The organism is Pseudomonas sp. GW821-FHT01C01 (assembly GCF_059422645.1).
Window position 1 is genome coordinate 18,769 of sequence record NZ_JBWKXF010000060.1, and the last position, 16,705, is coordinate 35,473.

10 protein-coding genes are annotated in these 16,705 nt (G+C 59.1%); 5 read left to right on the forward strand and 5 right to left on the reverse strand.

Annotation, left to right across the window (positions count from 1 at the left end; translation table 11 throughout):
* Positions 1-156: 156 nt before the first annotated feature.
* On the reverse strand, positions 157-3,096 hold the full coding sequence (gene glnE, locus AC07XF_RS25330; protein ID WP_495028676.1) for a bifunctional [glutamate--ammonia ligase]-adenylyl-L-tyrosine phosphorylase/[glutamate--ammonia-ligase] adenylyltransferase: 2,940 nt from the start codon (positions 3,094-3,096) through the stop codon (positions 157-159).
* 383 nt (positions 3,097-3,479) lie between these two features.
* On the opposite strand from glnE, the gene aceE reads away from it, so the two are divergent.
* The 5 genes from aceE to msrA all read left to right on the forward strand — a co-directional run bounded on the left by aceE (position 3,480) and on the right by msrA (position 13,514).
* Positions 3,480-6,125 (forward strand): pyruvate dehydrogenase (acetyl-transferring), homodimeric type, encoded by a 2,646-nt coding sequence (aceE, locus tag AC07XF_RS25335; protein WP_007982389.1) that lies wholly within the window; start codon positions 3,480-3,482, stop codon positions 6,123-6,125.
* Between the two features lie 11 nt (positions 6,126-6,136).
* Complete coding sequence (gene aceF / locus AC07XF_RS25340; protein ID WP_495028677.1) at positions 6,137-8,092, forward strand: dihydrolipoyllysine-residue acetyltransferase; 1,956 nt, start codon at positions 6,137-6,139, stop codon at positions 8,090-8,092.
* 278 nt (positions 8,093-8,370) lie between these two features.
* Positions 8,371-9,765, forward strand: coding sequence for an alkaline phosphatase D family protein (locus AC07XF_RS25345; protein WP_495028683.1), 1,395 nt, complete (start codon positions 8,371-8,373; stop codon positions 9,763-9,765).
* Between the two features lie 234 nt (positions 9,766-9,999).
* Positions 10,000-12,693 (forward strand): sensor domain-containing phosphodiesterase, encoded by a 2,694-nt coding sequence (locus AC07XF_RS25350; protein ID WP_495028678.1) that lies wholly within the window; start codon positions 10,000-10,002, stop codon positions 12,691-12,693.
* Between the two features lie 173 nt (positions 12,694-12,866).
* On the forward strand, positions 12,867-13,514 hold the full coding sequence (gene msrA, locus AC07XF_RS25355; RefSeq protein ID WP_495028679.1) for a peptide-methionine (S)-S-oxide reductase MsrA: 648 nt from the start codon (positions 12,867-12,869) through the stop codon (positions 13,512-13,514).
* 157 nt (positions 13,515-13,671) lie between these two features.
* On the opposite strand, the gene AC07XF_RS25360 is transcribed toward msrA, so the two are convergent.
* The 4 genes from AC07XF_RS25360 to AC07XF_RS25375 all read right to left on the reverse strand — a co-directional run.
* Positions 13,672-14,511: a 23S rRNA (adenine(2030)-N(6))-methyltransferase RlmJ gene (locus AC07XF_RS25360; protein WP_007982379.1), complete on the reverse strand. Its 840-nt coding sequence runs from the start codon at positions 14,509-14,511 to the stop codon at positions 13,672-13,674.
* 228 nt (positions 14,512-14,739) lie between these two features.
* On the reverse strand, positions 14,740-15,063 hold the full coding sequence (locus AC07XF_RS25365) for a hypothetical protein (protein WP_495028680.1): 324 nt from the start codon (positions 15,061-15,063) through the stop codon (positions 14,740-14,742).
* 389 nt (positions 15,064-15,452) lie between these two features.
* On the reverse strand, positions 15,453-15,872 hold the full coding sequence (locus AC07XF_RS25370) for a hypothetical protein (protein WP_495028681.1): 420 nt from the start codon (positions 15,870-15,872) through the stop codon (positions 15,453-15,455).
* Positions 15,869-16,705 (reverse strand): RHS repeat-associated core domain-containing protein (locus AC07XF_RS25375; RefSeq protein WP_495028682.1); only part of this gene is annotated, 837 nt, incomplete at its 5' end. The genes AC07XF_RS25370 and AC07XF_RS25375, both read right to left, overlap by 4 nt.

The window sequence follows — 16,705 nt, forward strand, 5'->3', positions numbered from 1 at the left end:
TGGTGTACCTCGATCCGCACAACACTGCAGATCTACTGTGGGAGCGGGCTTGCTCGCGAAGGGGTCATCACATCCAATATCTCTATCGACTGACACTGCGCCTTCGCGAGCAAGCCCGCTCCCATCTTTGAATCTTGTCGCTCCGACTGGCGCGCTTCAGTTTAGCCCCAGCTCACGCCAGATCCGCATGACCTGCCGCCGTTCGTCCGTGAACTGGTCGCCCGGAATAATCCCGGGGTCCTTCTGCAAGGCCTGCCGGTGGGCGGCGGAACGGTACGCTTTATACGCTTCACGCAACAGGCTGGCATCTTCGACGGGCATCAGCCCTTCATGCTCCAGCTCTTCCAGAATACGGATGTTGTCCGTCCAGCGCAGCAATGGCGGGTGTGTTTCGGACCACGCCAGGGCCGCGTATTGCACCATAAATTCAATATCGACGATACCTCCGGCGTCCTGCTTGATATCGAACGGCGCCGTGGCTTCGAAGGCATTTGCCCCGGTGCCGGCCGCCGTACTCTTACTGCCGAGGTTATCGCGCATCTTCGCGCGCATCTCGCTGACTTCCTGGCGCAGGGTCGGTAAATCACGTGTCTTGCCCAATATCGTGGCGCGGACTTTCTCGAATGCCTGGCCGACATCCTGACTGCCCACCAGCACTCGCGCCCGCACCAGCGCCTGATGTTCCCAGGTCCAGGCTTCGTTCTCCTGATAACGGGCAAACGCCCCCAGGGAACTCACCAGCAACCCCGATGCACCGGACGGTCGCAGGCGCATGTCCACTTCGTACAACTGACCGGAGTTGGTCTGCGCCGTCAGCAAGTGAATGATCCGCTGCCCCAATCGGGTGAAAAACTGCGCGCCATCGATGGGTTTCGGTCCATCGGTTTCAGCCTGCGGATCGCCGTCGTGGATGAACACCAGGTCCAGGTCCGAACCATGCCCGAGTTCCAGGCCACCGACTTTCCCATAACCGACAATGATGAAGCCGGGATCGCACAAGGTGCCATCGGTACGCAGGGGCGTGCCGTACTTGGCCACGGTCTGGCGCCAGGCCAGTGCCAACACTTGCTCCAGGATCGCTTCGGCGAGCCAGGTCAGGTAGTCGCTGACTTTCATCAGCGGCAGGCTGCCGGCGATTTCCGATGCGGCCACCCGCAAGCGGTGCGCCAGTTTGAAGTGACGCAGGGCTTCCATTTGCTGTTCGAGGTCGTCCTCGGGAATCCGCGTCAGGCGCTCGCGCAACTCGGCCGCCAGCTCCGGCGCCAGAGGCGGCTTGAACAAGCGGCCTTCGTTGAGCAATTCGTCGAGCAACAGCGGGAAACGGGTGATTTGCTCGGCGATCCACGGGCTCGCCGCGCACAGCGTCAGCAAACGCCGCAACGCACCGGGGTTCTCGGTCAGCAGCACCAGGTACGCGGAACGACGGGCCACGGCTTCAACCAGCGGCAACACCCGCTCCAGCACCAGGTCCGGATTGTCATGTTCCACGGCCTGTGCCAGCAAACGCGGAATAAAGGCATCGAGGCGTTCACGCCCCAGTCGTTGCATCGCCCGCAACTGTGGGCTGCTGCGCAGGCTGGCCAGGGTTTTCAGGGCTTTTGGGGCATCTTTGAAACCGCCCTCTTCCAGTTGGCGACAAGCGGCCTCATCGTCCTGAGCCTCTTCCCACAGCGGCAACCACTCGCCGCCGACCACCACTTCGCTTTCCGCGCCCTGCTCTTCGTCGGGATCGGCGATCACCTGCCCGAAGTGCCAGGCCACGCGGCCGCGCCAATACATCAATTGTTCGTGGAAGGCGGTCCAGTTGGCGAACCCCAGCATAAAGGCAATACGCGCCTGATCCTGTTCGCCATTGGGCAACATTTGCGTCTGACGGTCGGCAATCGCCTGAATCGCGTGTTCGGTGTAACGCAGGAATTCGTAGCCTTCACGCAGCTCGCTGATCACCGCCGGCGGCAGGTAACCTTGTCCTTCCAGCGTACTCAGCACCTTTAATAGTGGGCGCTGTTGCAAGCTCAAATCGCGGCCGCCGTGGATCAGCTGGAACGCCTGGGCGATGAACTCGACTTCACGAATACCGCCGGAACCGAGCTTGATGTTGTCGGCCATGCCCTTGCGCCGCACTTCCTGCTGGATCAACTGCTTCATGGTGCGCAGCGCTTCGATGGCCGAGAAGTCCAGGTAACGCCGGTAAACGAATGGCCGCAACATTTCTTGCAGTTGCGCGCCGGCCACTTGATCGCCGGCCACCACCCGCGACTTGATCATCGCGTAGCGCTCCCAGTCGCGCCCCTGATCCTGGTAATACTGCTCCAGCGCATTGAAGCTCAGCACCAGCGCACCCGCCGAACCGTAGGGACGCAAACGCATGTCGACGCGGAACACAAAGCCATCGACGGTCATCGGGTCCAGGGCCTTGATCAGCCGCTGACCGAGACGAATGAAGAACTCCTGGTTATCCAATGGACGCTTTACGCCGACGGTTTCACCGCCCTCGGGATAGGCGAAAATCAGGTCGATGTCCGAGGACAGGTTCAGCTCCACCGCGCCGAGCTTGCCCATGCCGAGGATGACCATCTGCTGCGGCTCGCCACTGCGCCGCCCGGTCGGCACGCCGAACTGCTGGCAATGCCGCACGTACAACCATTGATAGGCCTGATCGATGCTGGCATCGGCCATGTCCGAGAGGTCGCGGCAGGTCTGGATCAAATCGGCCTGGCGGGTCAGGTCGCGCCAGATGATCCGCACCTGATGGCGTGCACGCTGGCGGCGCAAGGCACGGCCTAGTTGATCGTCGGTCTCGGCTGCATTCACGGCGGCCGCGATCTGCGCGCACAACTCACCGGGAGCGAAGCTGCGGTCCAGTTCACCGGACTGCACCAGTTCCAGCAACATCAAAGGGTCACGAACACACTGTTCAATCACGAAATCGCTGGCGGCGGTGATGCGGGCAAATTGCGCCCAGCGCTCAGGCGTCCAGGCAGACAACCCGTGGTCGTCGTCCAGGGCGGCGACGGCAGCCCGGAACGACTGCTCGGCGCGGGTGACAAACGGCAGGAGAATGGCGGGCAGTTCGGCAAGCGAAGGGAGGCTCATGGTCTATCCTTGATCGGCGTACAACGGGCTGCATGTAGTGGTTTTCGAAAACCCACTACCTGAGGGACTGTCGAACAAAAGTTAGAAATAGCTGAAATTTCTTTTATTTTGGCAGCCAGCATCAAGCTTTTACCTTTAGTAGTTGGAAAAAGACCAACCTTAACGATTATTCTCACAACGCAGCCGGTGGCCACAAGCCGCTCATCTGTAGTTTTACTACTCGTATATACATTAGACGGGCTGAAATGCCGGAAGATTTGTAGTAAAACTACACGCCGCCGGAACAACCTGTCGGCAATCCAAGAATTCATAACGTCTGCCCACAAGGCCAGTCGCTAACTCAGGCAACCGATTCTGGTAGCCTTTCCGCCCTGGAGCAAGCCATGCAAGACCTCGATCCCGTCGAAACCCAGGAATGGCTGGACGCCCTGGAATCGGTTCTCGACAAAGAAGGCGAAGACCGTGCTCACTATCTGATGACCCGTATGGGTGAACTCGCGACCCGCAGCGGTTCGCAGTTGCCTTACGCCATCACCACGCCTTACCGCAACACGATCCCCGTTACCCACGAAGCACGCATGCCTGGCGACCTGTTCATGGAACGCCGCATTCGCTCGCTGGTACGCTGGAACGCGATGGCCATGGTAATGCGTACCAACCTGAAGGATTCCGACCTCGGCGGTCACATCTCCAGCTTCGCTTCCAGTGCGACCCTGTATGACATCGGCTTCAACTACTTCTTCCAGGCCCCGAGCAACGAACACGGCGGCGACCTGATCTACTTCCAGGGCCACACCTCGCCAGGCGTTTACGCCCGTGCATTCATGGAAGGCCGCATCACCGAAGACCAGATGAACAACTTCCGCCAGGAAGTCGACGGTCAGGGCCTGTCGTCCTATCCGCACCCTTGGCTGATGCCTGACTTCTGGCAGTTCCCGACCGTATCCATGGGTCTGGGTCCGATCCAGGCGATCTACCAGGCTCGCTTCATGAAGTACCTGGAACACCGCGGCTTCATCCAGCCAGGCAAGCAGAAAGTCTGGTGCTTCCTGGGCGACGGCGAGTGCGACGAGCCGGAATCCCTGGGCGCGATCTCCCTGGCCGGCCGCGAGAAGCTGGACAACCTGATCTTCGTCATCAACTGCAACCTGCAGCGCCTTGACGGCCCGGTTCGCGGCAACGGCAAGATCATCCAGGAACTCGAAGGCGTGTTCCGCGGTGCTCAGTGGAACGTGACCAAAGTCATCTGGGGCCGTTTCTGGGACCCACTGCTGGCCAAGGACGTCGACGGCATCCTGCAACGCCGCATGGACGAAGTCATCGACGGCGAGTACCAGAACTACAAAGCCAAAGACGGCGCGTTCGTCCGTGAACACTTCTTCAACACGCCGGAACTCAAGGCGATGGTTGAAGACCTGTCCGACGACGAGATCTGGAAACTCAACCGTGGCGGCCACGACCCGTACAAGGTCTACGCGGCGTACCACGAAGCGGTCAACCATAAAGAACAACCGACCGTCATCCTGGCCAAGACCATCAAGGGTTATGGCACCGGTGCCGGCGAAGCGAAAAACACTGCGCACAACACCAAGAAAGTCGATGTCGACAGCCTGAAGTTGTTCCGTGATCGCTTCGACATCCCGGTCAAGGACGACGAGCTGGAAAACCTGCCATTCTTCAAACCGGAAGAAGGCAGCGCCGAAGCCCGTTACCTGAGCGAGCGCCGTACCGCACTGGGCGGCTTCGTACCTCAGCGTCGCGCCAAGAGCTTCAACATCCCGACCCCGCCACTGGACACCCTCAAGGCGATCCTGGACGGTTCGGGCGACCGCGAAATCTCCACCACCATGGCCTTCGTGCGGATCCTCGCGCAACTGGTCAAGGACAAGGAAATCGGCCCGCGCATCGTACCGATTATCCCGGACGAAGCCCGTACCTTTGGTATGGAAGGCATGTTCCGTCAGTTGGGCATCTACTCGTCCGTCGGCCAGCTCTACGAGCCAGTCGATAAAGACCAGGTGATGTTCTACAAGGAAGACCAGAAAGGCCAGATCCTCGAAGAAGGCATCAACGAAGCGGGCGCCATGAGCTCCTTCATCGCTGCCGGCACTTCGTACTCCAGCCACAACCAGCCAATGCTGCCGTTCTACATCTTCTACTCGATGTTCGGCTTCCAGCGTATTGGTGACCTGGCCTGGGCCGCTGGCGACAGCCGCACCCGTGGTTTCCTGATCGGCGGCACCGCCGGCCGTACCACCCTGAACGGTGAAGGCCTGCAACACGAAGACGGTCACAGCCACCTGCTGGCTGCCACCATCCCGAACTGCCGCACCTACGATCCAACCTACGGCTACGAGCTGGCGGTGATCATTCAGGACGGCATGAAGAAGATGACCGAAGAGCAACAGGACGTCTTCTACTACATCACCGTAATGAACGAGTCCTACCAGCAGCCAGCCATGCCGGCCGGTGCCGAAGAAGGCATCAAGAAAGGCATGTACCTGCTCGAAGAAGACACCCGCGAAGCGGCGCACCACGTTCAGCTGATGGGCTCCGGCACCATCCTGCGTGAAGTCCGTGAAGCGGCGAAGATCCTGCGTGAAGAGTTCAACGTCGGCGCCGACGTGTGGAGCGTTACCAGCTTCAACGAACTGCGTCGCGACGGCCTGGCCGTTGAGCGCACCAACCGTCTGCACCCTGGCCAGAAGCCTAAGCTGAGCTACGTCGAAGAGTGCCTGAACGGCCGTAAAGGTCCGGTCATCGCCTCGACCGACTACATGAAACTGTTCGCCGAGCAGATCCGTCAGTGGGTACCGTCCAAGGAATTCAAAGTCCTGGGCACCGACGGTTTCGGCCGCAGCGACAGCCGCAAGAAACTGCGTCATTTCTTCGAAGTCGACCGTCATTTCGTGGTGTTGGCAGCCCTGGAAGCACTGGCTGACCGTGGTGACATCGAACCTAAAGTGGTGGCCGAGGCCATCGCCAAGTTCGGTATCAACCCGGAAAAACGCAACCCACTGGACTGCTGAGGAGAGATTCTGTGAGCGAACTCATTCGCGTACCTGACATCGGCAGCGGTGAAGGTGAAGTAATTGAACTGTTTGTGAAGGTCGGCGACCGTATCGAAGCCGACCAGAGCATCCTGACGCTGGAATCGGACAAGGCGAGCATGGAAGTGCCTGCGCCGAAGGCCGGTATCATCAAGAGCCTGAAAGTGAAACTGGGCGATCGCCTGAAAGAGGGCGACGAACTGCTGGAGCTGGAAGTCGAAGGTGCCGCTGCTGCAGCCCCTGCGGCTGCCGCTGCGCCGGCGGCCAAGGCTGAAGCCAAACCGGCTGCTGCTCCTGCCGCCGCTCCTGCTGCTGCGCCGGCTGCCGCCAGCGTTCAGCAAGTGCACGTGCCGGACATCGGTTCGTCGGGCAAGGCCCAGATCATCGAGATCCAGGTCAAGGTCGGCGACACCGTCGCGGCTGATCAATCGCTGATCACCCTGGAATCCGACAAGGCCAGCATGGAAATCCCTTCGCCAGCCGCTGGCGTGGTCAAGGCCATCAGCGTCAAGCTCAACGACGAAGTCGGCACCGGCGACCTGATCCTGGACCTGGAAGTGGTGGGTGCTGCTGCACCGGCTGCTGCTCCGGCCCAGGCAGCCGCTCCGGCACCTGCTGCTGCACCTGCACCTGCGGCAGCCCCGGCTGCTCCAGTGGCCGACAGCGTTCAGGATATCCACGTTCCGGACATCGGTTCGGCGGGCAAGGCCAAGATCATCGAAGTCCTGGTCAAGGCCGGCGACACCGTTGTCGCCGACCAGTCGCTGATCACCCTGGAATCCGACAAGGCGAGCATGGAAATTCCATCGCCAGCCGCTGGCGTGGTGGAAAGCGTTTCCATCAAGCTCGATGACGAAGTCGGTACCGGCGACCTGATCCTCAAGCTGAAAGTCAAAGGCGCTGCACCGGCTGCTGCTCCGGCGCCTGCCGCTGCCGCCCCGAGCGCTGCTGCTCCGGCTCCAGCCGCTGCTGCCCCTGCTGCAGCCGCACCTGCTGCCCCGGTCGCCGCGCCAACCAAACCTGGCGCCAAGGTTCACGCCGGCCCTGCCGTGCGTCAACTGGCCCGCGAATTCGGCGTCGAGTTGAGCGCCGTGGGTGCCAGCGGTCCGCACGGTCGCATCCTGAAAGAAGACGTGCAGGTTTACGTCAAAGCCATGATGCAAAAGGCCAAGGAAGCACCGGCCGCCGCTGCCGGCGCAACCGGTGGCGCGGGCATCCCGCCGATTCCGGTCGTGGACTTCAGCCGCTTCGGTGAAATCGAAGAAGTGCCGATGACCCGCCTGATGCAGGTCGGCGCTGCCAACCTGCACCGCAGCTGGCTGAACGTGCCGCACGTGACGCAATTCGACTCGGCGGATATCACCGAGCTCGAAGCGTTCCGCGTTGCCCAGAAAGCCGTTGCAGAGAAGGCCGGCGTCAAGCTGACCGTCCTGCCGTTGCTGCTCAAGTCCTGCGCGCACCTGCTCAAGGAACTGCCGGACTTCAACAGCTCGCTGGCGCCAAGCGGCAAAGCGATTATCCGCAAGAAATACGTGAACATCGGCTTCGCCGTCGACACCCCGGATGGCCTGCTGGTACCGGTCATCAAGAACGTCGACCAGAAGAGCCTGCTGCAACTGGCGGCCGAAGCGGCTTCCCTGGCTGAAAAAGCCCGGACCAAGAAGCTCTCGTCGGACGAGATGCAGGGTGCCTGCTTCACCATTTCCAGCCTCGGCCACATTGGCGGCACCGGCTTCACGCCGATCGTCAACGCGCCGGAAGTGGCGATCCTCGGTGTTTCCAAGGCAACCATCCAGCCAGTCTGGGACGGCAAAGCCTTCCAGCCGAAACTGATGCTGCCACTGTCGCTGTCCTACGACCACCGCGTGATCAACGGCGCCGCTGCTGCACGCTTCACCAAGCGTCTGAGCGACCTGCTGGGCGACATCCGCACCATGCTCCTGTAACACCGGCCGGCCCTCCTTCACCGGAGGGCCTGTCGCGTTCCACGTTTCCGAGCGCCACGCTCGTACCTCAACCCCGCCAATTTGGCGGGGCTTTTTTTGCCTGAAGTTTTTAACTGAATAAAGCGTCTTCCTACATTTGTGGCTGATATCGCCCACAACTCGCATCCATTTCAACCTGTCTTTTTTTCGGGCCTAATAATTAAGCTTGGTTATACGGTTATTTATTACAACCGATACAACCCTCTCATTTATTCGATAACCGCCGAATGGACTCGAACATGTTAAAACCAACTGTCGGCCCGATTATTGGCCACACCACAACTAACCATGCGCGTATTTTCTTGCGCGGCGAATTACAAAAAAATGCGTTGGCATTTGCCGGCATACGTTATCGACAACGCAATGACAAACACTGGTCCGAAGGCGTTTTTGTCAAACTCGAGCCTGCGCATGACATGTCCGCAGTCATTGCACTAAGCGGCCTGGCCGCCGATAGCGACTATGAATATCAAGCAGGCTGGTTCAGCCCGATGAGCCCGGCGCACACCGTCGAGACCGTACAGGAACTGCCGCTGCAATGGCCGCGACAGATTTATCGTCTGCGCACCCCTTCCAGCCAGGCCGGTCTGCCACGAGCCTATATTGTCGGCTCTTGCCGATACCTGCGCATGACTGCCGGCATTGCGTCCGCCCCTCACTGGGGCGACAGGATCTTCGCTTCGATTTCGCATCGGGTGGCGCAATCCAACCCGCCCGTCAGCGCCCTGTTGATGACAGGTGACCAGGTTTACGTCGATGACTTGAATGTCTTTGCACCGGATCGCGAACACAAGGAAATCCTGCACAAGTATCGCGTAGCGTTTTCCCAACCCAATATCGCCGAGTTAATGTCCGGACTGCCAACTTACATGATCCTTGATGATCACGAGATAGAGGACAACTGGCCAGCCAACAGGAACAAGTCCGATGATTTCTTATATGCAAACGCAATAAATGCCTACGAGATATATCAGGCCAGCCACAGCCCGGCTCACGAACTTACTGCCCACGGGCAAATAAACAATCGTCTGGATAAGTATTGGTATCAATTTACCGAAGGCGATATCGAATGGTTTGTTACCGACAGCCGAACCCGCCGCAACTTGTCCGCCGACAATCGACGCATCCTGGATGAAAAACAGGAACAGGCATTATGCGAATGGCTGATCAACAGCCCGGCCCGGGTCAAGTTCGTGGTCACCAGCGTGATGTTCTATCCCGACCGAAAAAACAACGACAATGACGCCTGGAAAGCCTTTGCGGAGCAACGCCTGCGCCTGCTGGAGATTATTCGTACACACCGGTTGAAGAATGTCATTTTCGTGTCCGGCGACGTCCACGGTTCCCTGACCAGCCGCCTGAGCCATAGCGAGGATCCGGACTTCGAAGTTCACACCATCGTGTCGTCACCGCTGTGCAACAGCAAACTGCTGCCCTATGCCAGATCATCCACGTTTATCCTCGATCAACCCCTGGCCCGAACCGCTGCCGGCGACTATCGTCATGAGCTGACCAGCAAGGTGATCAGCCAGGATAACTTTGCCCACCTGATCGTCGAGGCCGGGCAGATTCAGGTGAGTTATCACGATCGGGAGGGCAAGCTGCTTCAGTCCATCGGCATCCGTTTGCGCTGACCCGGAGAAGATCGCAGTCGTTGGCAATACTTGCAAAACTGCGATCTTTTCGGCGAATAGCATTACTTTTAGCCTCTGACTGAAGAAATCCCTTCGCCTGCCGACATATTCTTATAGCACTTGGCCTTCATCTCTCTTGTCAGTCGGTGTCGCAATGATGCAACCTTGCCGCAGGCAACAGTAAAGAGGGCGAGAGCCCGGCGCGTTCAGCAAATTCGAAGCGAGTTTCCCTCAATGAAAAGCCAACCCGATGCCGCCAGCCGTATGGTGGCCGAGGTAGTGACGCAGTTGCCTGTGCCCTCGCGGCTCGGCATGCTGCGTTTCGAACGGCTTAATGAACCCAGCTGGGCGCTGCTGTTTCTCGATCCCAATTGCGAACGCCAGTTCGGTCTGCCAGCCGTTGAGCTGTGTGCGCTGGTGGGCTCACCCTATGCGAGCCTGATGGAGCCGGAAGCGCGCTATCAACTGCACGACGCGGTCCAGCAACAGCTGACTGAAAGCACGCATTACCTGATCCGCTACACCCTGCACACCGCCTCGGGCTCCCTGAGCCTGCTGGAACTGGGCGAGGCCTACAAACAACACAATCGACATCTGTTACGTGGCTACCTGTTGGTCATTGACGGCTTGTTCGAGGATGACCCGCTGCAACCGGCCCTGGATCTGGAAACCCAGAACTCGCGCCTGCAAATCGCCCTGGAACTCAATCAGCGTGCCCAGCAGGAGCAACTGCTGCATCTGGACCGGGTGCGTGCCCAGCAGGACCTGATCCTGCTGCTCACCCGTCAACGCTACAGCAGCAACGATTCCTTGCGCGAAGCCGCCGAGCTGATCACGCGCAGCGCCTGTGACATTTACGAAATCGACTGCGCCAGCCTGTGGCACCTCGAAGGCTCGATGCTGGTGCCGATCTCGGCCTATCACCGCACGAAGCAGGAATACCTGCTGCCGCAGCCGATCGACGTCAGTGTTTTCCCCGACTACCTCGACGCCTTGCACACCGGCCGTGCCATCGACGCCCATAACGCCATGCGCGACCCACGCACCCGGGAGATGGCTGAAAGCCTGCGCCCGCGCGACGTCAACGCGATGCTCGATGCCAGCATCCGCGTCGATGGCCAGGTGGTCGGCGTGTTGTGCCTGGAGCAAACCGGTGCGACCCGCGCCTGGCAGTCGGATGAAATCGCCTTCGCCGGAGAACTCGCGGACCAGTTTGCCCAGGTCATCAGCAACCACAACCGGCGCGCCGCCACCAGCGCCCTGCACCTGTTCCAGCGTGCGGTCGAACAAAGTGCCAACGCCTTTTTGCTGGTCAACTGCGACGGTGTGGTGGAATACGTCAACCCGAGCTTCACCGCGATCACCCAATATTCCACCGAAGAAGTGCACGGTCAGCGCCTGTCGGAACTGCCGGCCCTGGAGAACCTCAGCGAACTGCTGTTCGACGCGCCTTCGGCGCTGGCCAAAAGCAACAGTTGGCAGGGCGAATTCAAGAGCCGCCGGAAAAACCTCGAACCCTACTGGGGCCAGTTGTCGATCTCCAAGGTTTACGGCGACAACCGCGAGCTGACCCACTACATCGGCATTTACGAAGACATCACCCAGACCAAGCTCGCTCAGCAGCGTATCGAGCGTCTGGCCTACACGGACAACCTGACCAACCTCGGCAACCGCCCGGCGTTCATCCGCAACCTCGATGAACGCTTCGCCCGGGACAGCGACGCGCCGATCAGCCTGTTGCTGGTGGACATCGACAACTTCAAGCGGATCAACGACAGCCTTGGCCACCAGACCGGCGACAAGCTGCTGATCAGCCTGGCCCGGCGCCTGCGCAATAGCTTGATCCCGAGCGGCAGCCTGGCGCGATTCGCCAGTAACGAATTCGCCGTGTTGCTGGACAACAGCGACCTCTCGGTGGGCCAACAAGTGGCCAACCAGTTGCTGGCGACCCTCGACAAACCGATGTTCGTCGACAACCAGTTGATCAGCGTCACCGGCTCCGTGGGCCTGGCCTGTGCCCCACTGCACGGGCGCGACCCGCAAACCCTGATGCGCAACGCCGGGCTGGCACTGCACAAGGCCAAGGCCAATGGCAAACATCAGGTGCAGGTGTTCACCGAAGCGCTGAACGCCGAGGCCAGCTACAAGCTGTTCGTCGAAAACAACCTGCGCCGCGCCCTGACCCAGAACGAACTCGACGTGTTCTACCAGCCCAAGCTGTGCCTGCGCAGCGGGCGCCTGTTGGGCATGGAAGCACTGCTGCGCTGGGACCATCCGGAAAAGGGCATGATCCGCCCGGACCAGTTCATCAGCGTCGCCGAAGAAACCGGGCTGATCATTCCGATCGGCAAATGGATCGCCCGCCAGGCCTGCCGCATGAGCAAAGCGCTGACCGCCGCCGGCCTGGGCAACCTGCAGGTGGCGATCAACCTGTCACCCAAACAGTTCTCCGATCCGGACCTGGTGACCTCCATCGCCAACATTCTCAAGGAAGAAGCCCTGCCGGCTCAGTTGCTGGAGCTGGAGCTGACCGAAGGCCTGCTGCTGGAAGCCACCGAAGACACCCACTTGCAACTCGACCAGCTCAAGCGTCTGGGCCTGACCCTGGCCATGGACGACTTCGGCACCGGTTACTCGTCGCTCAGTTACTTGAAAAAATTCCCCATCGACATCATTAAGATCGATCGAAGCTTCATCCACGAAATCCCGGACAACCAGGACGACATGGAAATCACCTCCGCGGTGATCGCCATGGCCCACAACCTGAAACTCAAGGTCGTGGCTGAAGGCATCGAGACTGCCGAGCAGTTGTCATTCCTGCGCCGTCACCGCTGCGACGTCGGCCAGGGCTACCTGTTCGACCGTCCGATCCCGGGCTCCGAGCTGATCGAAAAGCTCAAACGCTACCCGCGTGGCCCAATCGCCTGACCCTGTGGGAGCGGGCTTGCTCGCGAAAGCGGTAGATCAGGCAGCATTGATGTCGACTGTCCCAACGCCTTCGCGAGCAAGCCCGCCCCCACCTTGATAGTGCTTAACCGGCAGTATTTGGGCACACTGGCAGTCTGTTTATTTACAACCCAACCTGACTGAGAGGACTGATCATGGTTCTGCGCTCGGAAATTCTGGTGAACAAAAACGTGCTCCCTACTAAAGAACAAGCCCTGCCTGGCCGCGAAACCCCGATGAACTTGCCGGAAAGACATTTCGTCCACGACGCCCCGCTGCTGGGTCCGTTCGCCACCGATGTCGATTTTGCGATCTTCGGCCTCGGCTGCTTCTGGGGCGCGGAACGTCGCTTCTGGCAGCGTGAAGGCGTAGTCAGCACCGTGGTGGGTTACGCCGGCGGCTTCACGCCAAACCCTACGTACGAAGAAGTCTGCTCAGGCCTGACCGGCCACAGCGAAGTGGTGCTCGTGGTCTATGAGCCGGCAAAAGTCAGTTACGAAGAATTGCTGAAGATGTTCTGGGAACTGCACAACCCGACCCAGGGCATGCGTCAGGGCAACGACATCGGCACCCAATATCGCTCGGTGATCTATGCGACCAACCCGACGCAATTGGCCGCCGCTGAACGCAGCAAAGAAGTGTTCCAGGTCGAACTGACCAAGGCTGGCAAAGGCGACATCACCACCGAAATCGAAGAAGCCCCAACGGTCTACTTCGCCGAGGCTTATCACCAGCAGTACCTGGCCAAGAATCCGGAAGGCTACTGCGGGATCGGCGGTACGGGCGTGACCTGCCCGATCTGATCGACAGGATCGATGTAGGAGCTGGCTTGCCAGCGAAGGCGACCGATAGATCGCCACAAGGCTTTCAGGCTCCCACGGGTTCTGTGATCGACACAAGACCCTGTGGGAGCGGGCTTGCCCGCGAAGGCGTCAGATCAGACGCCAATGAAATAACTGATCAACTCTCGGCAATCAACCAATCCATCTGCCACCCACCCTGGGTCTGCCCCAGCTTCTGGGACAACCACGGCAACAACTCACGCAACTCTTCCTCCAGCCCCCACGGCGGATTGGCAATCGCCAGCCCGGAACCGTTGAGGCTGTTCGGCGTATCCAGCGGATGCACCAGCAACTCCACCCGCAACAACTTCGGCGCCCCCGTGCCAGCCAGGTCCTGATAGAAACGACGCAGCGCGCGCTGATCCTTCACCGGGTACCAGATCGCCGCCACAGTCTGGCGCATCCGGCCAATCGCCTCTTTCAGCGACGCGGCACAGCGTTGCATCTCGTCGAGTTTTTCGAACGGCGGATCAATCAGCATCACCGCACGCTTCTCCGGCACCGGCAGCAAGGCCCGCGACACATGCCAGCCCTCACCCAGATGTACCTTGACCCGGCGATCACCGGCCATGTTGTCCTTGAGCAGCACGCCGTCTTCCGGGTGCTTCTCGTTGAGCAATACGCGATCCTGTGGACGGGTCAGACGCCGCGCCAACTCCGGCGAACCCGGGTAATAGCGCAACTGGCCATCGGGGTTCATCTCGTGCAGCACCTGCATGTAATCAGCGGTCAGGATCGGCAGATCCGGCTGATCCCACAAACGCGCAATGCCTTCCAGGTACTCGCCGGTACGGCTGGCCTGATCACCTTGCAGGTCGTACAGACCAATGCCGGCGTGGGTGTCGAGATAGGCAAACGGCTGCTCCTTGCGCGACATCAGGGCGATGAGGCGGGTCAAGGTCAGGTGTTTGAACACATCGGCGTGATTGCCGGCATGGAAGGCGTGACGATAATTCATGGCTGCTCCTGCGAAGGCCGGGAAGTTTACCTTTTACCGGCCGGCAAGTCAGGGGTTGGCGGCCGAGTGGCCACAACCCAACCCCTGTGGCGAGGGAGCTTGCTCCCGCTGGGCTGCGAAGCAGCCCCAAAACCTGTGTCCCGGGCTTTCCTGACACACCGCAACCGCTGGTTTACGACTGCTTCGCAGCCGAACGGGAGCAAGCTCCCTCGCCACAAAAGCCCTTTACTACTGCGATGGTCGTGCTCGCAACCGCCGCCCAACCACATCCAGCACATCACAGCCATCGCGCAACGGAATGGCGCAGAGCAAGGCAAAGTCACTGAGAATGAACGAATCACACTCCACCGAGCCGCGCATGGACAGGTTCTCCAGCACCTGGGTGACGGCACGAATCCGGTAGCCGGCAGCGTCGGTCAATACATCGAGAGGGGCGTGGGTGTCGACGAACAACGTAGGCATGTCATTACAGTTGCTGGTGAGCGCCATGAAGCGGTTTTCGGGATGGGGGATGGGTTTTTCGTAGGGTGGGTCGGGGTGAATTGTTTTCATTTTTTAGAAACCTTGGTGGATAAATTCAAGCTACCAATGGCCTTTCCTACGGGCTTGGGTGGCAGCCGTACGCGGGAGTAGGAAACTGAGGATCCACCAAACTCAGCCACGTCGAAACGTGTCCCGCGCACAACCGCCGCTAACAAAATTACTGACACAAGTGATGTGCCGCAATCTAACGACGTTGCTGATACGCGATGAATCCAAGGGTTCCTACACCCTGCCACTGCATTTGCAGTGACAGCCAAAGACTATCCACGGAACTCACGTCGCACCAGTTCATGAAAACCGCTACGTTTTGAAGGAAACTTCCGAAGACCTTGCCCGGAAATTTCGCCGTTTACGACTCCCGACTAGTAGGACACAAAAAATTCTGTCGCTTAAAAGCTTCACCAAGTGGTGCGGTCCTCAAGGCTGGCTTTGAGAAGGTCATCTCTCCAAACCTCTTGAGCCAATGAGTAGACATCTTGAAGAAATTCACGAGGATCATCTAACTCATACCACTCGCCACGAGGCCAGCTCCCGGCTTCACTCTCGTCAACTTCGAATAAAGTCTGAAAATCATAGACTTCGTCACCCAGTTTTTCTGCCAAAGTCTCGACAAGCAGAAACTTATGCCGGTAGGACAAATAGCCTAAATTCAGACTGTATTTTTTGATCAACTCTGCCCTATCTGACTTGTTGTTCGGATTATATACCTCAAGTTCCACACCGAGGGTTTCTTCACGATCGTAAACATTGAATACTCCAATGAACCACATCAAATCCGGCTCGAATTTTTCATCTACAAACGGATCACGCAACATCATTTTTTCTCCGTAGGAAAACCTGTATAGGGCCGTGTTATATCGTTCTTATCGAATTTCACCTCAAACCAATTCAAATTCTCATTCAACTTAGGGCTGTTTGCATTATTCCTGTTTGGCCTATAACCACGGCCTGCACCTGGAAGCTCCATCCTCACAATTGGGTCATTGTTATGATCTTTCCCAGTGTGAGGGCTTAACCCCAGAGATTCTCTTGTCATCGCTTTATTCAGCGCATTTAAATGCATACGCCAGTTTTTGAATTGAGAGCTTAGATTACCTCTCCCCCCTCTCGGGGCAACACCTGTATGGGGATCTGCACCGTTAATCGCTCTCTGCCTAAGCGCTTGATCAGATATTTCTGAGCTGTGCTTCGCAACAGTATGCATCTGGTACTTATCCTCAAATTCAATAACCCGTCGCTTAGCGTTCGCTTCTGCCAACTCATCAACTCTCGCTCGCCGCTGCTCCGCCGACATCTTCGGCAGCGCCGGCCCCCCTTCATCAACCCTAGCCCCACCCACCCCATCCGGCACCGAACATCCCGGCCTGTTCGCCCCCGGGCAATTCCCACTCAACCCCAACGGATCCACCCACCCCGTCGGGTTGCGGGTGTACTGGTACGGGTTCAGTCCACCGGCCAGCTTGACCGGGTCCGGCGTCAGGTAGCGTCCGAGACCCGGGTGGTAGTAGCGATGGCGGTTGTAGTGCAGGCCGCTTTCGGCGTCGAAGTATTGGCCCTGAAAGCGCAGCGGCTGGTCCAGCTGTTCGCCGTCGCCGTGAGTCAGGTCGCGCAGTTGGCCGTGGGCGCTGTAGCGCGCCGACCAGACGATGGC